This window comes from Enterobacter cloacae complex sp. IR5401 (genome assembly GCF_049238425.1).
Classification (GTDB): domain Bacteria; phylum Pseudomonadota; class Gammaproteobacteria; order Enterobacterales; family Enterobacteriaceae; genus Enterobacter; species Enterobacter hormaechei_C.
This window is the reverse complement of the sequence record NZ_JBMKHN010000001.1, coordinates 448,782-468,710: the sequence shown is the minus strand read 5'-3', so window position 1 is coordinate 468,710 and position 19,929 is coordinate 448,782. Positions and strand designations below refer to the sequence as shown.

The 19,929-nt window shown below is 57.3% G+C and carries 22 protein-coding genes, 1 tRNA gene and 1 other annotated feature; of the genes, 12 read left to right on the top strand and 11 right to left on the bottom strand.

The window, feature by feature from the left end:
• Nucleotides 1–5: 5 nt before the first annotated feature.
• A tRNA-Asn gene (locus tag ACOTX1_RS02120) sits at nt 6–81 on the top strand.
• A gap of 107 nt (nt 82–188) precedes the next feature.
• Here ACOTX1_RS02120 and ACOTX1_RS02115 read toward each other — a convergent pair.
• The 4 genes from ACOTX1_RS02115 to dacD all read right to left on the bottom strand — a co-directional run bounded on the left by ACOTX1_RS02115 (nt 189) and on the right by dacD (nt 3,615).
• A complete protein-coding gene (locus tag ACOTX1_RS02115; protein WP_061709620.1) occupies nt 189–524 on the bottom strand; it encodes a DUF496 family protein in 336 nt (111 codons plus the stop codon).
• Nucleotides 525–693: 169 nt separating this feature from the next.
• Nucleotides 694–1,752: an FUSC family protein gene (locus ACOTX1_RS02110; RefSeq protein ID WP_194303496.1), complete on the bottom strand. Its 1,059-nt coding sequence runs from the start codon at nt 1,750–1,752 to the stop codon at nt 694–696.
• 100 nt (nt 1,753–1,852) lie between these two features.
• Nucleotides 1,853–2,326: a DNA gyrase inhibitor SbmC gene (gene sbmC, locus ACOTX1_RS02105; protein WP_194303495.1), complete on the bottom strand. Its 474-nt coding sequence runs from the start codon at nt 2,324–2,326 to the stop codon at nt 1,853–1,855.
• Between the two features lie 122 nt (nt 2,327–2,448).
• Nucleotides 2,449–3,615 carry a serine-type D-Ala-D-Ala carboxypeptidase DacD gene (gene dacD, locus ACOTX1_RS02100; RefSeq protein WP_194303493.1) on the bottom strand — a complete coding sequence of 389 codons (1,167 nt, stop codon included), beginning with the start codon at nt 3,613–3,615 and terminating at the stop codon, nt 2,449–2,451.
• A 198-nt stretch (nt 3,616–3,813) separates the two neighbouring features.
• Between dacD and sbcB the strand changes: the two genes are divergently transcribed.
• Nucleotides 3,814–5,250, top strand: coding sequence for an exodeoxyribonuclease I (gene sbcB / locus ACOTX1_RS02095; RefSeq protein WP_194303528.1), 1,437 nt, complete (start codon nt 3,814–3,816; stop codon nt 5,248–5,250).
• Nucleotides 5,251–5,278: 28 nt separating this feature from the next.
• Here sbcB and tsuB read toward each other — a convergent pair whose 3' ends face one another.
• The 6 genes from tsuB to ACOTX1_RS02065 all read right to left on the bottom strand — a co-directional run bounded on the left by tsuB (nt 5,279) and on the right by ACOTX1_RS02065 (nt 10,186).
• Nucleotides 5,279–5,506 carry a thiosulfate utilization sulfurtransferase TsuB/YeeD gene (tsuB, locus tag ACOTX1_RS02090; protein WP_049848280.1) on the bottom strand — a complete coding sequence of 76 codons (228 nt, stop codon included), beginning with the start codon at nt 5,504–5,506 and terminating at the stop codon, nt 5,279–5,281.
• A gap of 18 nt (nt 5,507–5,524) precedes the next feature.
• On the bottom strand, nt 5,525–6,580 hold the full coding sequence (gene tsuA / locus ACOTX1_RS02085) for a thiosulfate utilization transporter TsuA/YeeE (protein WP_061710052.1): 1,056 nt from the start codon (nt 6,578–6,580) through the stop codon (nt 5,525–5,527).
• Between the two features lie 181 nt (nt 6,581–6,761).
• Complete coding sequence (locus ACOTX1_RS02080; protein ID WP_194303491.1) at nt 6,762–8,120, bottom strand: APC family permease; 1,359 nt, start codon at nt 8,118–8,120, stop codon at nt 6,762–6,764.
• Complete coding sequence (yoeI, locus tag ACOTX1_RS02075) at nt 8,110–8,172, bottom strand: membrane protein YoeI (RefSeq protein ID WP_148381825.1); 63 nt, start codon at nt 8,170–8,172, stop codon at nt 8,110–8,112. The genes ACOTX1_RS02080 and yoeI overlap by 11 nt, the downstream gene beginning before the upstream one ends.
• 230 nt (nt 8,173–8,402) lie before the next feature.
• Entirely contained in the window at nt 8,403–9,320 is a 918-nt protein-coding gene (locus tag ACOTX1_RS02070) for a LysR substrate-binding domain-containing protein (RefSeq protein ID WP_061709626.1), read from the bottom strand.
• A 41-nt stretch (nt 9,321–9,361) separates the two neighbouring features.
• Nucleotides 9,362–10,186: an SDR family oxidoreductase gene (locus tag ACOTX1_RS02065; protein WP_194303490.1), complete on the bottom strand. Its 825-nt coding sequence runs from the start codon at nt 10,184–10,186 to the stop codon at nt 9,362–9,364.
• A gap of 175 nt (nt 10,187–10,361) precedes the next feature.
• On the opposite strand from ACOTX1_RS02065, the gene hisL reads away from it, so the two are divergent.
• From hisL to hisIE, 9 genes are all read left to right on the top strand, one after another.
• Entirely contained in the window at nt 10,362–10,412 is a 51-nt protein-coding gene (hisL, locus tag ACOTX1_RS02060) for a his operon leader peptide (protein ID WP_001364200.1), read from the top strand.
• Nucleotides 10,388–10,511 (top strand) — a sequence feature (His leader region). (Overlaps the previous gene by 25 nt.)
• 44 nt (nt 10,512–10,555) lie before the next feature.
• Entirely contained in the window at nt 10,556–11,455 is a 900-nt protein-coding gene (hisG, locus tag ACOTX1_RS02055) for an ATP phosphoribosyltransferase (protein ID WP_194303488.1), read from the top strand.
• 5 nt (nt 11,456–11,460) lie between these two features.
• Nucleotides 11,461–12,765, top strand: a complete 1,305-nt coding sequence (gene hisD / locus ACOTX1_RS02050; RefSeq protein ID WP_194303486.1) for a histidinol dehydrogenase — start codon at nt 11,461–11,463, stop codon at nt 12,763–12,765.
• On the top strand, nt 12,762–13,823 hold the full coding sequence (hisC, locus tag ACOTX1_RS02045; RefSeq protein ID WP_194303484.1) for a histidinol-phosphate transaminase: 1,062 nt from the start codon (nt 12,762–12,764) through the stop codon (nt 13,821–13,823). Before hisD ends, hisC begins: the two co-directional genes overlap by 4 nt.
• On the top strand, nt 13,820–14,887 hold the full coding sequence (gene hisB, locus ACOTX1_RS02040; RefSeq protein WP_061709630.1) for a bifunctional histidinol-phosphatase/imidazoleglycerol-phosphate dehydratase HisB: 1,068 nt from the start codon (nt 13,820–13,822) through the stop codon (nt 14,885–14,887). The genes hisC and hisB overlap by 4 nt, the downstream gene beginning before the upstream one ends.
• Entirely contained in the window at nt 14,887–15,477 is a 591-nt protein-coding gene (gene hisH / locus ACOTX1_RS02035; protein ID WP_194303482.1) for an imidazole glycerol phosphate synthase subunit HisH, read from the top strand. Before hisB ends, hisH begins: the two co-directional genes overlap by 1 nt.
• Nucleotides 15,477–16,214, top strand: a complete 738-nt coding sequence (hisA, locus tag ACOTX1_RS02030) for a 1-(5-phosphoribosyl)-5-[(5-phosphoribosylamino)methylideneamino]imidazole-4-carboxamide isomerase (RefSeq protein WP_194303481.1) — start codon at nt 15,477–15,479, stop codon at nt 16,212–16,214. The genes hisH and hisA overlap by 1 nt, the downstream gene beginning before the upstream one ends.
• A complete protein-coding gene (gene hisF, locus ACOTX1_RS02025) occupies nt 16,196–16,972 on the top strand; it encodes an imidazole glycerol phosphate synthase subunit HisF (protein WP_061709633.1) in 777 nt (258 codons plus the stop codon). Before hisA ends, hisF begins: the two co-directional genes overlap by 19 nt.
• Complete coding sequence (gene hisIE, locus ACOTX1_RS02020; protein WP_194303479.1) at nt 16,966–17,577, top strand: bifunctional phosphoribosyl-AMP cyclohydrolase/phosphoribosyl-ATP diphosphatase HisIE; 612 nt, start codon at nt 16,966–16,968, stop codon at nt 17,575–17,577. The genes hisF and hisIE overlap by 7 nt, the downstream gene beginning before the upstream one ends.
• A 132-nt stretch (nt 17,578–17,709) precedes the next feature.
• Here hisIE and wzzB read toward each other — a convergent pair whose 3' ends face one another.
• On the bottom strand, nt 17,710–18,687 hold the full coding sequence (gene wzzB, locus ACOTX1_RS02015; RefSeq protein ID WP_194303477.1) for an LPS O-antigen chain length determinant protein WzzB: 978 nt from the start codon (nt 18,685–18,687) through the stop codon (nt 17,710–17,712).
• Nucleotides 18,688–18,881: 194 nt separating this feature from the next.
• Here wzzB and ACOTX1_RS02010 point away from each other — a divergent pair, with 194 nt between their 5' ends.
• Nucleotides 18,882–19,886: an NAD-dependent epimerase gene (locus ACOTX1_RS02010; protein ID WP_194303475.1), complete on the top strand. Its 1,005-nt coding sequence runs from the start codon at nt 18,882–18,884 to the stop codon at nt 19,884–19,886.
• Nucleotides 19,887–19,929: the final 43 nt, after the last annotated feature.

Genomic DNA, 19,929 nt, shown 5'->3' with positions numbered 1-19,929 from the left:
ACGATTCCTCTGTAGTTCAGTCGGTAGAACGGCGGACTGTTAATCCGTATGTCACTGGTTCGAGTCCAGTCAGAGGAGCCAGATTCAAAAAAGCCCGCTTTTTAGCGGGCTTTTTGCTTTTCTGCGCGGTCAGAAAGAAAATAAAAAAGCTCCCTGAAGAGGGAGCCTTTCTCTGGCACTGAAAAGGATTATTCGCCTTTGGCTTCGGCGCTTTTCATTTCGCCCATTACCTTCAGCTTCTTAGAGATGTCGCGACGCTCTTTGGAGAGCTCAGCGTTTTTGATGATGTAATCATCCACACGGTCTTCATAGTCGCTTTTCATGCTGGCGATAATGCCCTGGATCGCTTCCACGCTCATGCCCGGCTTGATGTAGTCGCTCAGGTTGTCCAGCAGCAGTACGCGCTTCTGGTTGTCACGGATCTTCTTCTCTACGTCCTGAATTTCACGCTGCAGTTTGTTTTTGCGGCGGAACAGACGCACGAACTCCAGAACATCCTGGAACGAAGGTTTAGTAGTTTCCATTTTTACACCCCTGATAATGTGAGATTCGGATTCGTTAAAGCAACCACTGTGGCCATCACCTTAACTGACAGCGGTTGCGAATGACAATGTCTATAGCGTTTGAATCTATCATAACCTCAAACGGTGCTGAATCGAAGCAGCCTGCATCACATCGGAAAATGGCTGCTTTTTATTTGCGCAACGCGCGGCAGATCAGATGGGAAAGCAGCTCCAGCTGACGCGCCAGCTCCATACTCAGCCAGACATAGCTGTGGATCGGTGTCTCCGCTACGTTATCCCCCTTATGCTCGCTGATAAGCTGCCGCAGCTCCACCACGATGTCGTTCAGACGCTCGGTATTGGCCAGCACCGGCTGCGGATTCCCCTCATACAAGGCGTGGGCGATAGTGAGCAAAGTTTGCTGCGTCATCTGCTGCGTCTCCCTGAGGGTATGCGCGTTAAGCAGTACAAAGTGGCTGGCGCGCGAGGCCCAGTGCGCGTTGATTTGCAGCTCCAGCATGCAGACCAGATTGCGGCTGACGGTCTGGATCGCCTCAAAGATGGCCTTCTGGACGTGGGTCTCTTTACTGGCGGGAGTGATTAAACCGCGCATTTTCACCACATCGTTGAGAATTTTTTGCAGATGTTTTTCCAGACGTGGCCGCTCGACCAGATTGGGCGAAAATCCCGCCTGATAGACGCGATTAAAGGCGGTAACGTAGCTCGCCATCTGAATGCGCCAGTGCAGAAAGGCCCGCTGTGGCCAGATGCCGGTAAAGAGCATCGCTAGTAACGATCCTAATATGACATCGCCGCTTCGCCAGAGGGCAGTTGCCATATCCCCCGCCGGAGCGCCGACCACCACCGCCAGGGTGATGCCAATCAGCAGCGCCTGGTAGGGCCTTTTTCCCAGCGCCAGAAAGCCGCAGAGAAACATCGCGGCGGCGCACCACACCAGCATAACCGGCATGGAGAATAGCTCCAGGCGAAGCGCGATCAGGCCGAGCGCGGAGCCAAATATGGTGCCGCCAATCCGCTCAAAGGCGCGGGGCACCACGTTTCCCCAGAAGGAGATGGGCCCCATCACCACCACCAGCGTAATCAGCGGCCAGGTGCCTTCGGGGATCGCCGCCATGCGCACCAGTACAAAGGTGATAATAAACGCCAGGGCGATGCGGCACCCGTGCACGATTCGATAGTGTTGATACAGCCTGATTTCGAAAGGGGTTAAAGATTTGTCCGGACGCACACCTGCTCTCCAGCAACACGGCAAACCACAATTGTACTGCGTTTTGTGTAAGGCGCATCACCTGCGCCGCTTAACCCTACGGAGATCAGGCACAAATCGCTTAAACCGCCCTGTTCTGCACCGGCACGTACATTTCGATCTGCCAATAGCCGTCCGCCTTGCCATCATTCAGATAGCGCTCAAAACAGGGCCGGGGAGCGATTTCATAGTGCGTATCTTGCAGCAGACTGTTGAAGAATTGATACCAGGGGGTGGCGAAGTCATGATCTTCGACGCGCGCGGTAGCCACGGCATATTCCCCGCCCGCCAGTTCAGTGAGGATGACCCCTTCGCTGTTTTCAGGAATAACGAAATCTTCCGGGACGGTTACCGAGGTATTACAGCGCAGCTTTTCAGCGGGAACCTCATCGGGATTATCATAGTAGACGGCCACCCACTCCAGCGGCTCAATGTGACGCCCGTCCACCCACATGACAAGCTGCTCAAAGCCCTGCGCAAGGGTTTGATCCCACGGCCCGACAAGATGAAAGCCAGCTATTTTACGTTTTTGCTGCGGTCTGATGTTGTAGTCCATATCGCCTCCCACGCATACTGTATGAATAGCCAGTGTAGAATGGGTACACCCGCCCGACAACAAGGTATTCGATAGTATGCGAGCAGACTCGCAGAACCGCCAGTCTGCCCGGGAGGTGTGTCTTACAGCTTCTGATGCAGATAGTCGCTAAAGCGGGAGAAGATGCCCCCTTTTTTCACGCTCTCCAGCGTGACCAGCGGCCAGTGGGCTAAAATCTTATCGCCATCGTAGAGCTCAATCTCTCCCACGCGCTGGTTAGCGCTGATGGGCGCATCAAGCTCTTTTTTGTCCAGCACATATTTCGCTTTGATTTTCGCCACTTCATTTTTCGGCAGCGCCATCCAGTAGTCACGATCGGTGCCGAGGGCGATTTTCTCTTTATCGCCATACCAGATCCGCTCCGTTCCTACCTGCTTACCGCTACGCAGGATCTGCACGGTGTCGAAATTCCGCTGTCCCCACAGCAGCAGCTTACGCGCCTGCTCTTCGCGCCCTTTAGAGCTTTCTGCGCCCATCACCACGGCAATCAGGCGACGCTGCCCGTCCACCGCCGAGGCGATAAGGTTAAAGCCCGCGCCTGAGGTGTGCCCGGTTTTCAGCCCGTCGACGTTCATCTCTTTGTCCCACAGCAGGCCGTTGCGGTTCTGCTGGGTAATGCCATTCCACGTCAGGCTTTTCTGGCTGTACATGTGATAAAACTCAGGCTCGCCGTGAATAATGGCGCGGGAGAGGACCGCCAGATCGTAGGCGGAGCTGTGCTGCCCCGGCGCGTCCAGACCATGCACCGTTTCAAAGTGGGTATCCTGCAGGTGCAGCTTCTGCACGTAGTCATTCATCATCTGCACAAACTGCGGCTGTCCGCCCGCCACATAGTCAGCCAGCGCCACACAGGCGTCATTGCCGGAATCAACGATCAGGCCACGGCTCAGATCGCGCACGGTGAGACGGTCGCCTGGTTTTAAGAACATCAAAGAGGAGCCGTCAAAGACCGGATTGCCCTTCGCCCAGGCGTCACGTCCGACGGTTACGACATCATCCGGGGTGATGCGGTGGCTGTCGATGGCGCGGTCGACCACATAGCCCGTCATCAGCTTGGTGAGGCTCGCTGGATTGCGCTGCTGATGCTCATTGCCTGCCGTCAGTATTTGACCAGTCGTGTAGTCCATTAGCACCCAGGAACCGGCCTGAATCGCAGGCGGTTGCGGTGTAAAATCCATCAGGTCAGCAGCTCGTGCGGATGAGAGGCTGAGAGTAAGTAAAGAAACAGCAATAAACAGGCGGCGTTTCAACGGTGTATCCTCGGGGTCGTTTAAAATCGCAGACCTTTTTACGGAACTTCCTGTGTCCTTACCTGAGTAAATTGCAAAGAAATGTGACAGACAGCAAGTTTTTACCGGAACAGGCCTCGCATTTTTGGTCTCCGGTCACGCTTTTCCTGCGCGTGTTGAGAGGGATGGTTTACCATAGAGGTGAAACTTTTTAACAGGATGGTATTACCGGTGTCTGATTCCGCCCCGCGCCCCACATTTCTCTTCCATGACTACGAAACCTTTGGCACCAGCCCGTCGCTGGATCGGCCCGCCCAGTTCGGCGCGATCCGCACCGACGCCGACTTTAACGTCATTGGCGAGCCGGAGGTGTTCTACTGCAGGCCCGCCGACGACTACCTGCCGCAGCCCGGCGCGGTGATGGTTACCGGGATCACGCCCCAGGAAGCGCGGGAGAAAGGGGTTATTGAGGCGGAGTTCGCCCGCCGCATTCACGACCTCTTCACCGTTCCCGAGACCTGCGTGGTGGGCTATAACAACGTGCGCTTCGATGACGAGGTAACGCGTAATATTTTCTACCGCAACTTCTACGATCCCTACGCCTGGAGCTGGCAGAACGGCAATTCGCGCTGGGATCTGCTGGATGTGATGCGCGCCTGCTATGCCCTGCGCCCTGAGGGGATCAACTGGCCGGAAAACGACGACGGCCTGCCGAGCTTCCGCCTGGAACATCTGACCCGCGCCAACGATATTGAGCACGGTAACGCCCACGACGCGATGGCGGACGTCTATGCCACCATCGCCATGGCAAAAAAGGTAAAGGCCGCCCAGCCGCGCCTGTTTGATTATCTGCTGAGCCACCGCAGCAAGCAGAAACTAATGACACTAATCGATGTGCCGCAGATGAAGCCGCTGGTGCATGTCTCCGGCATGTTTGGCGCCCTGCGCGGCAATACCAGCTGGGTCGCTCCGCTGGCCTGGCATCCCGATAACCGTAACGCGGTGATTATGGTCGATCTCGCGGGTGATATTACCCCCCTGCTGGAGCTTGAGAGTGCAGAGCTGCGCGAGCGGCTCTATACCGCGAAAGCGTCGCTGGGGGATCGGGCAGCCGTCCCGCTCAAGCTGGTGCATATCAACAAATGTCCGGTGCTGGCGCAGGCTAATACCCTGCGTCCGGAGGATGCCGAACGGCTGGGCATTGACCGGCAGCAGTGTCTGGAGAACCTGAAGATCCTCCGGGAAAACCCGCAGGTAAGAGAGAAGGCGGTCGCCCTCTTTGCCGAAGCGGAGCCTTTTGTTCCCCAGGATAATGTTGATACGCAGCTCTATAACGGCTTTTTCAGCGACGCGGATCGCGCCGCCATGAAGATTGTGCTGCAAACCGATCCACGTAACCTGCCGGCGCTGGATATCACTTTTGTCGATCCGCGTATCGAGAAGCTGCTTTTCAACTACCGGGCGCGAAATTATCCCGGCACGCTCGACGAGGCAGAGCAGGCGCGCTGGCTGGAACATCGCCGTGCTCTCTTCACACCAGCGTTCCTCGAGGCGTATGTGGGTGAGCTGGAAAGTTTGTTTGTCGAACATCAGGGAGATAGCGAGAAACAGGCGCAGCTGAAGGCGCTCTGGCAGTATATGCAGGAGATTGTTTAGCCCTCCCGGCTGGCGGGAGGGCGGCGTATTACGCTTTCTGAACGGTGATGCTCCAGGCGGCATCGCCGACCTGCTGATAGTCGGTAATGGCGTGGCCCTCTTCTGCCGCCCACTGCGGAATGGCTTCCGTCGCCTGGGTGCAGTCAAATTCAATAACCAGTTCATCACCGCTGGCCATCTCTGCCAGCGCCGCTTTTGCTTCAATCAGCGGAAAGGGGCACACCTGGGTGACCACATCGAGTTTTTTTACAGCCATAACAGCTCCTGTTTTCAGTTAAGCCGTCGCCGCCGCAAGTTTCGCCTTGCGCTGCGGACGAACATACAAGAACCATGACGCGGTCCATACGCCAAGGATCATAAATACCAGACCCACCCAGCCCTGCCAGGTCATCATAGCGGTCATCACCAGCCCGTTGCCGATAGAACAACCGCCCGCCATGCTCGCCCCGACGCCCATCAGCAGGCCGCCAGCCGCGCTGCGCAGCGTGGTTTGCGCATCCGCGGCGCGCACGCGAAACTCCCGGCTGGCTTTGGCGGCAATAAACGACCCGAGAAAGATCCCCAGCACCAGGAACACTCCCCAGTTGAGGAACTTGCTCTGCCCGGCCACCAGAAACTGCAGGATGTTTGCCGTCGGTGAGGTGATGCCTAAACCGAACATACGCCCGGTTGCCTCGCTAAGCGGCCACGCCAGCAGCGCAATCAGCCCGATCAGGACAGCGGTAACAAACGGATGCCAGCGTTTTTCAAACAGCAGGTGCGCCAGCCCGCGACGACGCGGCGGCAGCGTGGCGACCCTGAGCTTCGGTTTTTTCAGCTCTTTGCGCACCACCCACAGCGTTACGGCCACCAGCAGCGCGATAAGCGGCCAGACGGAGAGGCCCAGGGTTGCGGCAATAGAGTTATGTTCAGTGCTGTAGGTTTTCAGCACCTGATTCAGCCCCTCCGCATGCGGGGAGCGCATTACGGCGCTCATTACCATATAGGTCGCGAGCGCAATCCAGCTGCCGATCAGCCCCTCGCCCGCACGATACCAGGTACCGGTGGCGCAGCCGCCAGCATAGACAATACCGAGACCAAAAATGTAACCACCTGCGATCGTGCCGAGCCACGGAAATGCTCCCGCGTCATATTGCACCACGCCAAGCTGAATAAGGGTAAATACCCCTACACTCTGAATGGCAATAGCGATCAGCAGGGCGTAAAACATACGGTTGTTTTTAGCGATATACATATCGCGAAAGCCGCCGGTCAGACAGAATCGTCCGCGCTGCATAACAAAACCCAGCAGCGCGCCGCAGAACAGTCCGCTTAATATCATTGAAGGCATCATAATTAATAAGTGAGCAATATATCAGAATGCGAATTATTAATGAGGTGAACGCATGGAACCAATAACCAAATTGTCTAACATAGTCCATTTGGTTATTACTCTTTGTCAGACATGAAATTACAGGCATAAAAAAACCGGAGAATATCTCCGGTTTTTTCTTTAAGCGAAACGCTAAACGTTACGCGACATCTTCATATTGCGGAACCGGATTACGGAAGCTTTTGGTTACGCAGGCGAGATAGACCAGACCGATACCGGCCCACACCAGGCCGAGGATCATGGAGCTCTCTTCCAGGTTGATCCACAGCGCACCAACGGTCAGAGCACCGCACACCGGCAGAAGCAGGTAGTTGAAGTGGTCTTTCAGCGTCTTGTTACGCTTCTCGCGGATCCAGAACTGGGAGATCACCGAGAGGTTCACAAAGGTAAAGGCCACCAGCGCGCCGAAGTTAATCAGTGCCGTTGCAGTTACCAGGTCAAAGTTGATCGCCAGCAGCGCAATCGCGCCCACCAGCAGCACGTTCCAGGCCGGGGTACGCCACTTCGGATGAACATAGCCGAAGAAACGGGTCGGGAAGACGCCGTCGCGGCCCATGACATACATCAGGCGAGAGACGCCCGCATGTGCCGCCATACCGGAAGCCAGTACGGTGACGCTGGAGAAGATCAGCACGCCCCACTGGAAGGTTTTACCCGCCACGTAAAGCATGATCTCCGGCTGTGACGCATCCGGATCTTTAAAGCGCGAAATATCCGGGAAGTAGAGCTGCAGGAAGTAAGAGGCGCAGATAAAGATCAGGCCGCCAATCAGCGCCGTCAGGAAAATCGCGCGCGGAATCACGCGCTCCGCGTCTTTGGTCTCTTCAGAAAGTGAAGAGATACCGTCAAAGCCGAGGAACGAGAAGCAGAGGATAGTCGCGCCGGTAATCATCGGCACCACGTGCGCCCCTTCTGACCAGAACGGACGGGAGCTCACCAGGGTGCCAGCCCCTTCCCCATGCGAAACGCCATAGATGATAAGGCCGACAATCACCGCAACAATCCCCATCTGCAGTACGACAATCAGGGTGTTGAAGTTAGCTACGGTCTTGATGCTGCGCAGGTTAGAGATGGTCATAAAGGCCACCAGCGCCACAACGAAGATCCACGACGGCACGGACGGCACCAGCGCTTCGAAGTAAATTTTCGCCAGCAGAATATTGATCATCGGCATGAACAGATAGTCCAGCAGGGATGACCAGCCCACCATAAAGCCCACGGTCGGGCTGATGGATTTCTGCGCGTAGGTGTAGGCAGAGCCCGCCGACGGGAAACGGCGAACCAGTTTACCGTAGCTCAGGGCGGTAAAGAGAATGGCGACCAGCGCAAAGGCGTATGCCGTTGCGACGTGACCGTCAGTGAGGCCTGAAACGATACCAAACGTATCGAACAGCGTCATCGGCTGCATATAGGCGAGGCCCATCATGACAACCGGAATTAACGTAAGCGTTTTACGTAATTCCACGCGAGAGGTTTTTGGAGTTGCATTAAGCGACATGGTGATTCTCCTTTACGGTGAACTCCGCCGCGTAAGCGAAATATTGCCCCATTTTGTTTATTCCTCAGCGACAACAACTGTCGGTTTTTAGTAAATATCTATCCGGTACGAGCCCGGCCTCTTGGATTAGATGACATTTCTTACATGCAAAAAAAAATAACCGACGCCTTTTATATCGTCGATTATTCCTGTGTTTTGCAGCGGCGCATTCTGCATCATTTTTGATACAAAAGGCAATACTTTACGAAGCTGATTACAATTTTTTCTTTCCTAACCGACTGATTACTCACAGTCGGCCGGGGCGTAGACGGTGGAAATAGCACTATTTGCTAAAATCTCATCACGCCACCAGGCGCTGGCCAGCCCGGCGGTCTGTTCATTCCACCCCACCCATACCGCTTCGTTACGGTTTTGCGACTGCACCTGTTTTTCAACCAGCGCTCCGCTTTCAATAAACCGCTGCGCCAGATACCGCGGAAGATAACCGCATCCCAGCCCGCTTATCTGTAACTCAAGTTTAGTCTTAAAATCGAAAACCGTGATCGCTTCCTGATCGTCCAGCAGTTGAGACGAGACGGCACAGCCCGCCGCGGAGCTGTCGCCCACCACAATGGCGCGATGCTGTTTTATCAGACGGCGGTTCAGCGGCTCGGGCTCCTGGGCCAGCGGATGGTGCGGGGCGACGACAAAGACCTGCTCCAGCGTCCCCAGACGGGCAAAGCCGAAGGCGCTCAGCTCGGGCGGCTCATGCAGCGCGCCGACGATAATATCCGCCCGCCCCTGGGTTAACGCCTCCCAGGAGCCCCCCAGCACGCCGTTGATAAACTTGAGCCGGGTAACGCTGTGGCGCTGGTAAAACGCTTCAACAAGCGGCGTCAGCAGGGAGAAGGGAAAAGTATCATCCACCCCGATCACCAGCTCATTTTCCCAGCCCTGATGTAGCTTGACGGCCTGCTTTTCCAGCTCCCGCACCGTCTGCAGCACCTCCCGCCCCTTCTCCAGCAGCATCTGACCGGTGCGGGTAAAACGCGCCCGGTGACCGGAGCGGTCAAGAAGCTGGATATTCAGATCGTTTTCCAGCTTGTGCACGGTATAGCTCAGCGCCGAGGGCGTTTTATAGAGCCTGGCCGACGCCGCGGCGAAGCTGCCCTCTTTTTCCAGCGCATCGAGAATGATCAGAACGTCCAGCAGCGGTTTCATGCTCGCCCCCTCGCGGTGTGCGATCGCGCCCGCGGGTGACGTTACTCCATCGGCATCACCAGCGGATCGGGATATTGATACTCAAATCCCAGCTCATGGCAGATACGGCTGCCGTCGATCAGCTTGCCCTGCCCTTCCCCGGCCACATCACGGAACTGCGGCGGCTCCAGCCCCAGTTGCCGGGCCATGACGGGATAGAAGGCGCTGCGGGCCGGATGAACGGGTGCACATATATTATAGATGTGTCCGCCTTTTGGAGCCTGCAGCAGTAAGGTAATGGCGGCCACCACATCATCCAGATGAACCAGGTTCACCCCGTGCCCGCCGTTCGGCGCGCTTTTTCCGGCAAAGAAACGGCCAGGGTGACGCCCCGGGCCAACCAGCCCCGCCAGACGAAGGATATCCACCTGGGTGCCGGGAAGATTATGCAGCCAGTCCTCCAGCTCCTTTAGCACGCGCCCGCTGCCGGTCACCGGGTTGCGCTCGCTGCTCTCTTTAACGTTGCCCTCGGCCTCGCCGTAAACGGAGGTGGAGCTGGTAAAAATGATGCGCGGAATATGATGGGCTAACGCGCTATCAACAATCTCCTGCACCGCCTGCAGGTAAAAGGTCTCTCCCGGGCCGGTGCGCCGGGCGGGCAGCGTGATAACCAGCGCATCGACATTCATTAACGCGTCCAGATCGTCGGTATCGCATACCAGCTCCGGCTCCAGGCGCAGCTCCACGCTCTCGATGCCGCACATTCTGGCGGCTTCGACGCCATCCACCGTCGTTTTGCTGCCGGTTACCTGCCATCCTTTGGCCGAGAGCGACATCGCTAACGGCATGCCTAACCATCCTAAACCGACAATTGCGACCTTTTTCATGCGTTTTCTCCTGGCTTTCACGCGTCTGCTATAAGGCTACGCCAGCACTGCGGAGCTGACAATTCATAGCATCAATATGAAATGAATTAATGATTAAAAAAAGCCCTTGCTTTCTGCAGCCTAAGTGGTTTAGGTTAAAAGGCATCAAGTGAATAAGCATTCATCGAGAATTTATATGACACGCGTTCAATTTAAACACCACCATCATCACCATCATCCTGACTAGTCTTTCAGGCGATGTGTGCTGGGAGACATTCAGATCTTCCAGTGGTGCATGAACGCAAGAGAAAGCCCCCGGAAGATCTTCTTCCGGGGGCTTTTTTTTGGACCGCATTCAGACAGGCTTTAACAGGATTACGAGGATAAAAAATGTTAGATAACTCACGTTTACGCATAGCTATGCAGAAATCAGGCCGACTGAGCGACGATTCACGCGAACTGCTGGCGCGCTGCGGGATCAAAATCAACCTGCACACCCAGCGTCTGATTGCGCTGGCGGAAAACATGCCTGTCGATATTCTGCGCGTGCGCGATGACGATATTCCGGGGCTGGTAATGGATGGCGTGGTGGATCTCGGCATCATCGGCGAAAACGTGCTGGAAGAGGAGTTGTTAACCCGCCGCGCCCAGGGCGAAGACCCGCGCTATTTTACCCTGCGCCGTCTCGACTTCGGCGGCTGCCGCCTGTCGCTGGCCACGGCGGTGGATGAGGCGTGGGACGGCCCGGCGTCGCTGAACGGGAAACGCATCGCCACCTCCTATCCTCACCTGCTTAAGCGCTATCTCGATCAGAAAGGGATCCAGTTTAAATCCTGCCTGCTAAACGGCTCGGTGGAAGTGGCTCCCCGCGCGGGGCTGGCTGACGCCATCTGCGACCTGGTCTCCACCGGCGCGACGCTGGAGGCCAACGGCCTGCGGGAAGTGGAGGTGATTTATCGCTCCAAAGCCTGTCTGATCCAGCGCGACGGCGAGATGCCGGCGGCGAAACAGCAGCTGATCGATAAGCTGCTGACCCGTATTCAGGGGGTTATCCAGGCCCGCGAGTCAAAATATATCATGATGCATGCCCCTACCGAGCGCCTGGACGAAGTCATCGCCCTGCTGCCGGGCGCCGAGCGCCCCACCATCCTGCCGCTGGCGGGAGATCAGCAGCGTGTGGCAATGCATATGGTCAGCAGCGAAACCCTCTTCTGGGAAACCATGGAGAAACTAAAAGCGCTGGGGGCCAGCTCCATTCTGGTGCTGCCGATTGAGAAGATGATGGAGTGATGGCCATGAGCTTTAATACTCTCATCGACTGGAACAGCTGTACCGAAGCGCAGCAACGTGAATTACTGATGCGTCCGGCGATTTCCGCCTCCGACAGCATCTCCCGCACCGTGGCGGAGATCCTGGATAATGTGAAGGCTCGCGGCGACGATGCCCTGCGGGAGTACAGCGCGAAATTTGATAAGACCGACGTGGAGACGCTCCGGGTCACCGAACAGGAGATGGCCGAAGCCAGCGCGCGGCTGAGCGAGGAGCTGAAGCAGGCGATGGCGGTGGCGGTCAATAACATCGAAACCTTCCATAATGCCCAGCAGCTCCCGCCGGTGGATATCGAGACGATGCCCGGCGTGCGCTGCCAGCAGGTGACCCGTCCGGTTGACTCGGTCGGCCTCTATATTCCGGGCGGCTCGGCGCCGCTCTTCTCCACCGTGCTGATGCTGGCAACCCCGGCGCGCATTGCAGGCTGCCGCAAGGTGGTGCTCTGCTCTCCGCCACCGATTGCCGATGAGATCCTCTACGCGGCAAAACTGTGCGGCGTCCAGGCCGTCTATAAAGTGGGCGGCGCCCAGGCGATTGCTGCGCTCGCCTTCGGCACCGGGTCCGTACCGAAAGTGGATAAAATTTTTGGCCCGGGCAACGCCTTTGTCACCGAAGCCAAGCGCCAGGTGAGCCAGCGGCTGGATGGCGCGGCGATTGATATGCCCGCCGGGCCATCCGAGGTGCTGGTGATTGCCGATAGCGGCGCCACGCCCGATTTTGTCGCCTCCGACCTCCTCTCCCAGGCCGAGCACGGCCCCGATTCGCAGGTGATCCTCCTGACCCCGGACGCAGAGATGGCCAGACGGGTGGGCGAAGCGGTGGAGCGTCAGCTCGCCGCGCTGCCGCGTGCGGAAACGGCGCGTCAGGCGCTCTCCGCCAGCCGGCTTATCGTGACGCGCGATCTGCAGCAGTGCATCGCCATCTCTAATCAATATGGCCCGGAGCACCTGATTATTCAGACCCGTAACGCGCGTGAGCTGGTGGAGAGCATTTCCAGCGCCGGCTCGGTGTTTCTTGGCGACTGGTCGCCGGAATCGGCAGGCGATTACGCCTCCGGCACCAACCACGTGCTGCCGACCTACGGTTACACCTCCACCTGCTCCAGCCTGGGGCTGGCGGATTTCCAGAAGCGGATGACGGTGCAGGAGCTCTCCCGCGACGGGTTCGCCGCCCTGGCCTCCACCATTGAAACGCTGGCGGCGGCCGAACGCCTTACCGCCCACAAGAACGCCGTTACGCTGCGCGTTGCAGCCCTGAAGGAGCAAGCATGAGCATCGAAGAGTTAGCCCGGGAGAACGTCCGCCGCCTGTCCCCGTATCAGTCCGCCCGTCGTCTGGGCGGTAACGGCGACGTCTGGCTCAACGCCAATGAATTTCCGACCGCGGTTGAATTTACCCTGTCGCAGCAGACGCTGAACCGCTACCCGGAGTGTCAGCCCAAAGCGGTAATCGAAAACTATGCCCGCTACGCTGGCGTCAAACCGGAGCAGGTGCTGGTCAGCCGCGGCGCGGACGAAGGCATTGAGCTTTTGATCCGTGCCTTCTGCGAGCCGGGGCAGGACGCGGTGCTCTACTGCCAGCCGACCTACGGCATGTACAGCGTCAGCGCTGAAACCATTGGCGTGGAGTGTCGCAACGTGCCGGCGCGGGAAAACTGGCAGCTTGATCTGGAAGGCATTGCCGCAAACCTTGACGGCGTAAAAGTGGTCTTTGTCTGTAGCCCCAACAACCCGACCGGGCAGCTTATCGACCCGCAGGATATCCGTACCCTGCTGGAGATGACGCAAGGTAAAGCGCTGGTGGTAGCGGATGAAGCCTATATCGAATTTTGCCCGCAGGCGACGCTCGCCGGCTGGCTTACGGAGTATCCGCATCTGGTTGTCCTGCGCACGCTCTCCAAAGCTTTCGCCCTGGCGGGGCTGCGCTGCGGTTTTACCCTGGCGAATAAAGAGGTGATCGATCTGCTGTTAAAGGTCATCGCCCCCTACCCGCTCTCCACCCCGGTGGCGGATATCGCCGCCCAGGCGCTGACCCCGGCGGGCATTAGCGCCATGCGCGAGCGAGTGGCACAAATCCTGGCCGAGCGTCAGTATCTCGTAGAGGCGCTGAAAACCATTCCCTGCGTCGAGCGGGTATTCGATTCCGAAACCAATTACATCCTGGCGCGCTTCACCGCCTCCAGTACGATATTTAAATCGTTATGGGATCAGGGCATTATTCTACGAGACCAGAACAAACAACCCTCCCTGAGCGGCTGCCTGCGCATTACCGTTGGCACCCGGGAAGAGAGCCAGCGCGTGATTGACGCCCTGAAAGCGGAGAAAGTATGAGTCAGAAGTATCTCTTTATCGATCGTGACGGCACGATCATTGCCGAGCCGCCGAGCGACTATCAGGTCGATCGCTTCGACAAGCTGGCCTTTGAAGCGGACGTGATCCCGGTGCTGCTGAAGCTGCAAAAGGCGGGCTTTAAGCTGGTGATGATCACCAACCAGGATGGGCTGGGCACCGACAGCTTTCCGCAGGCCGACTTTGACGGCCCGCACAACCTGATGATGCAGATCCTTACCTCGCAAGGGGTGGTCTTTGATGAAGTACTGATCTGCCCGCACCTGCCAGCGGACGAATGCGACTGCCGCAAGCCGAAAGTGAAGCTGGTGGAGCGCTATCTCGCCGATGAGGCGCTGGATAAAGCTAACAGCTACGTGATTGGCGATCGCGTCACCGACATCACGCTGGCGGAGAATATGGGCATCACCGGGCTGCGCTACAGCCGAAACGATCTCACCTGGCAGCAGATTGGCGAACAGCTGACGAAGCGCGACCGCTACGCCCACGTGGAGCGTAACACCCGCGAGACGCAGATTGACGTGAAGGTCTGGCTGGATCGCGAAGGGAGCAGCAAAATCAACACCGGCGTCGGCTTCTTTGACCACATGCTCGACCAGATTGCCACCCACGGCGGCTTTCGCATGGAGATTACCGTCAAGGGCGATCTCTATATTGACGATCACCACACCGTAGAAGATACCGGCCTGGCGCTGGGGGAAGCGCTGAAGCTGGCGCTGGGCGACAAGCGCGGCATCAATCGCTTTGGCTTTGTGCTGCCGATGGACGAATGCCTGGCGCGCTGCGCGCTGGATATCTCCGGCCGCCCGCACCTGGAGTATAAGGCAGAGTTCACCTACCAGCGGGTGGGCGACCTCAGCACCGAGATGGTGGAACACTTTTTCCGCTCGCTCTCCTATACCATGGGAGTGACGCTGCACCTGAAAACCAAAGGCAAGAACGATCACCATCGCGTGGAGAGCCTCTTTAAGGCGTTTGGCCGCACGCTGCGCCAGGCGATCCGCGTGGAAGGCGATACGCTCCCCTCCTCCAAAGGAGTGCTGTGATGAACGTGGTTATCCTGGATACCGGTTGCGCCAATCTTCACTCCGTGAAGTCGGCCATTATCCGTCACGGCTATGAGCCTGTGGTCAGCCGCGACCCGGATGTGGTGCTGCGCGCCGACAAACTCTTTCTGCCGGGCGTCGGCACCGCGCAGGCGGCGATGGATCAGATCCACCAGCGCGATCTGGCGGATCTGATCAGAGCCTGTACCCAGCCGGTGCTGGGGATCTGCCTCGGCATGCAGCTGTTAGGGCGCCGCAGCGAAGAGACGCGCGGCGTCGATCTGTTGGGCATTATCGAGGAGGATGTGCCGAAGATGACCGACCACGGCCTGCCGCTGCCCCATATGGGCTGGAACCGTGTCTACCCGAAAGCGGGGGATCGGCTGTTCCGCGGTATTGAGGACGGCTCTTACTTCTATTTTGTCCATAGCTACGCCATGCCGGTTAATCCCTACACCATCGCCCAGTGCCATTACGGCGAGCCGTTTACCGCCGCGGTGCAGAAAGATAACTTTTTTGGCGTGCAGTTCCACCCGGAACGCTCCGGCGCCGCGGGCGCGCAGCTGCTGAAAAATTTCCTGGAGATGTGATGATTATTCCCGCGTTAGATTTGATTGACGGCACGGTTGTCCGTCTCCATCAGGGAGACTACGGCCAGCAGCGCGACTATGGCAACGATCCGCTGCCGCGCCTGCAGGCCTATGCGGACCAGGGCGCAGAGGTGCTGCACCTGGTGGATTTAACCGGCGCGAAAGATCCTGCCAGGCGCCAGATCGCGCTGCTGAAAACGCTGGTGGCGGGGGTAAACGTGCCGGTGCAGGTTGGCGGCGGCGTGCGCAGCGAAGAGGATGTGGCCGCCCTGCTCGCGGCTGGCGTGGCGCGCGTGGTGGTCGGCTCCACGGCGGTAAAAGATCCTGAGACCGTTAAGGGCTGGTTTCGCCGCTTCGGCGCCGACGCGCTGGTGCTGGCGCTGGACGTACGTATCGACGAACAGGGCAACAAGCAGGTGGCGGTGAGCGGCTGGCAGGAAAACTCCGGCGTCACGCTGGAGGCGCTGGTTGATACCTACGCCACGGTCGGGCTGAAGCATGTGCTCTGCACCGACATCTCCCGCGACGGCACGCTGGCGGGCTCCAACGTCGCGCTGTATGAGGAGATATCCGCCCGCTATCCGCAGGTGGCGTTTCAGTCCTCCGGCGGCATCGGCGGCCTTGATGATATCGCCGCCCTGCGCGGAACGGGAGTACGCGGCGTGATCGTCGGGCGCGCCCTGCTGGAAGGCAAATTTACGGTAACGGAGGCGATTCAATGCTGGCAAAACGGATAATTCCCTGCCTGGACGTGCGTGACGGCCAGGTGGTTAAAGGGGTGCAGTTCCGCAATCATGAGATCATCGGCGATATCGTGCCGCTGGCGAAACGCTACGCCGAAGAAGGCGCCGACGAGCTGGTCTTTTATGATATCACCGCCTCCAGCGATGGCCGCGTGGTGGACAAAAGCTGGGTGGCGCGCGTGGCGGAGGTGATCGACATCCCCTTCTGCGTGGCAGGCGGCATTAAGTCCGTGGATGATGCCGCCAAAATTCTCTCCTTCGGCGCAGATAAGATTTCCGTCAACTCCCCGGCGCTGGCTGACCCGGAGCTTATTACCCGCCTCGCCGACCGCTTTGGCGTACAGTGCGTTGTTGTGGGTATCGATACCTGGCACGACGCGGCAACCGGCAAATACCATGTGAATCAATACACCGGCGACGAGAGCCGCACCCGCATCACCCGGTGGGAAACACCCGACTGGGTGGAAGAGGTACAAAAGCGCGGCGCGGGCGAAATCGTGCTCAACATGATGAACCAGGACGGCGTGCGCAACGGCTATGATCTGGCGCAGCTGAAAATGGTGCGCGAGCGTTGCCATGTCCCGCTGATCGCCTCCGGCGGCGCAGGTACGATGGAGCACTTTCTGGAAGCGTTCCGCGATGCGGACGTGGACGGCGCGCTGGCGGCCTCGGTATTCCACAAACAAATTATTAATATTGGCGAGTTAAAAACGTACCTGGCAAGTCAGGGCGTGGAGATAAGGATATGTTAACAGAGCAACAACGCGCACAGCTGGACTGGGAAAAAACCAACGGGCTGATGCCGGTGGTGGTTCAACACGCCCTCTCCGGGGAAGTGCTGATGCTGGGCTATATGAACCGCGACGCCCTCGACAAAACGCTGGAGTGCGGCAAGGTCACCTTCTATTCCCGCACCAAAGCGCGTCTGTGGACCAAAGGCGAAACTTCGGGTCATTTCCTGAACGTGGTCAGTATCGCCCCCGACTGCGACAACGACACCCTGCTGGTGCTGGCGAACCCCATTGGCCCCACCTGCCACCTCGGCCACTCCAGCTGCTTTGGCGACACCAGCCACCGCTGGCTCTTTCTCTACCAGCTGGAGCAGCTGCTGGCAGAACGTAAAACGGCGGACCCGGCAAGCTCCTACACGGCGAAGCTCTATGCCAGCGGCACCAAGCGTATTGCCCAAAAGGTAGGTGAGGAAGGCGTCGAAACCGCGCTGGCCGCGACGGTCCACGATCGCGAGGAGCTTACTAACGAGGCCTCTGACCTGCTCTACCACCTTCTGGTTCTCCTGCAGGATCAGGAGCTCGATTTAACAACGGTAATCGACAATCTGCGTAAGCGGCATAAATAACAAAAGACCGGGGAGACCCGGTCTTTTTTGGATAACAATGCTGGTTTTGTTCATGTCGGTCGGGTGGCGGCTGGCGCCTTACCCGACCAACAATTAGAGCTTTTGTAAGCCCTCTCCTGGCAAGCGTAATTATCAGGCTCTTGCCTGGTAGTTACGCAGCGCGTTACGCCCCAGCACGACCCCGGAACCGATAATCCCGCCCAGCAGAACGGCAAGGATAAGGGTAATCGCTTTTTTCGGGCTATCGCGACGAATCGGCAGGTTCGGCTTCATGACATAACGATAGGCATGGATGGTTGCCGGATCGACCTTCAGCTTCTCGATATCAAGCAGGTTCTGTTTGTTCTGATAGTAAGCGCCCGAATAGGTGACCGGACGCGAAGCTTCATTTGCTATCATGGAGCTGAGCGCATCGCTCCCCAGCAAGAACATACTCTCCTGAGTCACATCCTGAGTCTGCTGGATACGTGGCGTAGTCACTTTGGCCGCTTCAGCATACTTCAGCGCTTCGGCAATCTGCTTGATGCGCAGATCTTTCTGCTCTTGCGACACCTTCTCCATGTTCTCGATAGAGTTGTTGAGCGTAGTGATCTGCTGCTTAATGTTATCGTTAAGGTCAACCACCAACTCTTTAGCGATCTGTTCATCCACCTGCTGAATATACTGGGCAAGCTGCTTTTGCGCCGCCTCGGCGGACTCCCCTACGTAACTAACATTCAGCGGCAGACTTTGTCCTTTAACAGCGGGTTCTATCGCTAGCTTTTCAGGAACTTCCTGATTATCCAGCGCTTCGGCAAGGGCGCTAAAGGCGGAGTTGAAACGCCCAATAGCTCGCCCTTGCACATCAGACATGCTGGGCGCAGCTCCACCATAAATAATGTTTAACGCAGTACTATAGGTGGAAATTTGCGCAGCATCGGGCTGGGTGATAATCGCTGTAGAGGTCCATTTCTCTTTGGCAACAGCCAGATAGCCTACAGCAAGAATAATAAAGGCGATGATAAAGGCACCGATTATCCACTTACCGCGCCATAACTGCATCACTAAATCAATCAGGTCGATCTGTTCGGGGTCATTATTGCGGCTGACCACATTATTGTTCTGCGTCATACGATCCTTAAAGAGAAAAAGCGCAAAAAGAAATTTATTCATCTAGTGTATCGCCTGATGAAGATTTTTCTATAGGAATTCGGTTAGTTATATCGAAAAGATTGGTTTGGTGAGGGGCGTGCAGCAGGCTATGATAACCGCCATCCTGGTACCCCTCAGGTACCCGTAAGATAGAGTATAAAAAGAGGATTAATATGAAATTTCTGGTCACCGGCGCGGCAGGTTTTATCGGCTCACACGTCAGCAAGCGTCTGCTGGACGCCGGGCATCAGGTCGTTGGTATTGATAACCTGAATGATTACTACGACGTCAGCCTTAAACAGGCGCGCCTCGATCGCCTCGCAGACGAGCGTTTTACCTTCCGTCAGCTTGATCTGGCGGACCGCGAAGGCATGGCTACGCTGTTCGCTGAAGAGCAGTTCGACCGCGTCATCCACCTGGCCGCCCAGGCCGGGGTGCGCTACTCGCTGGAAAACCCGCATGCCTATGCGGATGCCAACCTGGTGGGCCATCTTAACGTGCTGGAAGGCTGTCGCCACAACAAGGTGCAGCATCTGCTCTACGCCTCGTCCAGCTCCGTCTATGGCCTGAACCGCAAGATGCCCTTCTCTACCGATGACTCAGTGGATCATCCGGTCTCCCTCTATGCGGCGACCAAAAAAGCAAACGAGCTGATGTCACACACCTACTCCCATCTCTACGGTTTACCGACAACCGGCCTGCGCTTCTTCACGGTCTATGGCCCGTGGGGTCGCCCGGATATGGCGCTGTTTAAATTCACCAAAGCTATGATTGAAGGCAAGCGCATCGACGTTTACAACTACGGCAAGATGAAGCGTGACTTTACCTATATTGATGATATTGCCGAGGCGATTATTCGCCTGCAGGATGTGATCCCGCAGGCCGACGCCAGCTGGACGGTGGAAAACGGCTCTCCGGCCACCAGCTCTGCGCCGTACCGCGTCTATAACATCGGCAACAGCTCGCCGGTTGAACTGATGGATTACATCACAGCGCTGGAAGAGGCGCTGGGCATTGAAGCGGAAAAAAATATGATGCCGATCCAGCCAGGCGACGTGCTGGAGACCAGCGCCGATACTCAGGCACTGTATGAGGTGATTGGCTTTAAGCCGCAGACCTCCGTCAAGGAAGGGGTGAAAAACTTCGTGGAGTGGTATCGCGAGTTTTATAAGGTATAAGCATTAATATAAAAAAACCCGGTACGATACCGGGTTTTTTTGG